This window comes from Synechococcus sp. B60.1 (assembly GCF_047462555.1).
Classification (GTDB): Bacteria; Cyanobacteriota; Cyanobacteriia; order Thermostichales; family Thermostichaceae; genus Thermostichus.
Genome location: NZ_JANSJN010000222.1, coordinates 1 through 1,052 on the forward strand (window position 1 = coordinate 1; position 1,052 = coordinate 1,052).

General features: G+C 55.3%; 1 pseudogene. It reads left to right on the forward strand.

Annotated elements, in window-relative coordinates:
* Positions 1-1,052 (forward strand): annotated as a pseudogene (locus NW863_RS13155) (hypothetical protein); the annotation flags it as partial.

Consider the following 1,052-nt stretch of genomic DNA (forward strand, 5'->3'; position numbering starts at 1 on the left):
GAAGAAATTATACCGGTTTTTAACGAAGCGGTCGTTGTGCAGATCATCGATCAGTTGAAGCCGGTTTTTGCCCGCGACCTGGACGAGCTGCTTTGGCAAGAAAGCTTTTACTTTACCCCTCAAGATCTGCGGCAGCCGGAGTTTTTGCTGCGCGGCCTGCGACCCGAGGCGATCCCGCGCCGCTTTCGGCCCCACTTGCAAAGAGTATACTCCCAGATTATGAGGGTGTGTCGCAGCCTGCCCAACATCGCTTTCCAACTGTGTCTGCGGGCCTACCTGGAGTACAACGAGGTCAAAAACAAGCATCTGTTGGCAATTCTGCTCAGCAAGTATTTTTACACGCTCTATCGCATCGGTGGACTGGACGGTTGGGAAAGTCGGGATCCGGTGGAGGTGGGATCCCTGTGCTCTGGCGATCGGCGAGCTCGCTTGCAGGCTCTTTCTCACCTCTTAACCCTGGATAACGACAGCGACGAACCGCTGGCAAGCCTCGGTGGTCCAGGGCCGGGCGGCAGTTATTTCAGCGGAGAGGGGGAGCTTGCTGCTACCGAGGTGCCGAGCGCAGAAGCGATCGAAAAGCTGCGGCAAGATGTGGAGGCAGCGCGCAGCCAGGCCGCCGAGGCCCAGCAACTGGTAGCCCAATACCAAGAAGAGAAAAAACAAGAGCTCCTCAACCGCCTGCAGGATCCAAATAAGTTTCTCCTTTTCAGCCTCCACCAATTTTTCGACACCCTCTTGATCTCCCTCCCTGCGGAGGTGAAAAGCGAGTACGGGGCAGCTTGGGTGCCGCGCACCTCCTACTTGGACGAGAAAGAGCGGGACAAGCTAACCGAGCATTTGCACTGGATCACCAGCGAGACCTATTTGGTTAGCATCCCCTTTGCCGAGGCAACAATCATCGGCTATTGGCGGGTTTTGGCCGATTCGTTCTACAACCAATGGGTTTTGAATCAGTACAAGCAGTTGCAAAGCTACGGAGTGGATCTGGAGCAGCAGGGCATCCAAATCCTGGAGCGAGAACAATTTTTGCATGAAGTGCAACTGCGCTTTGC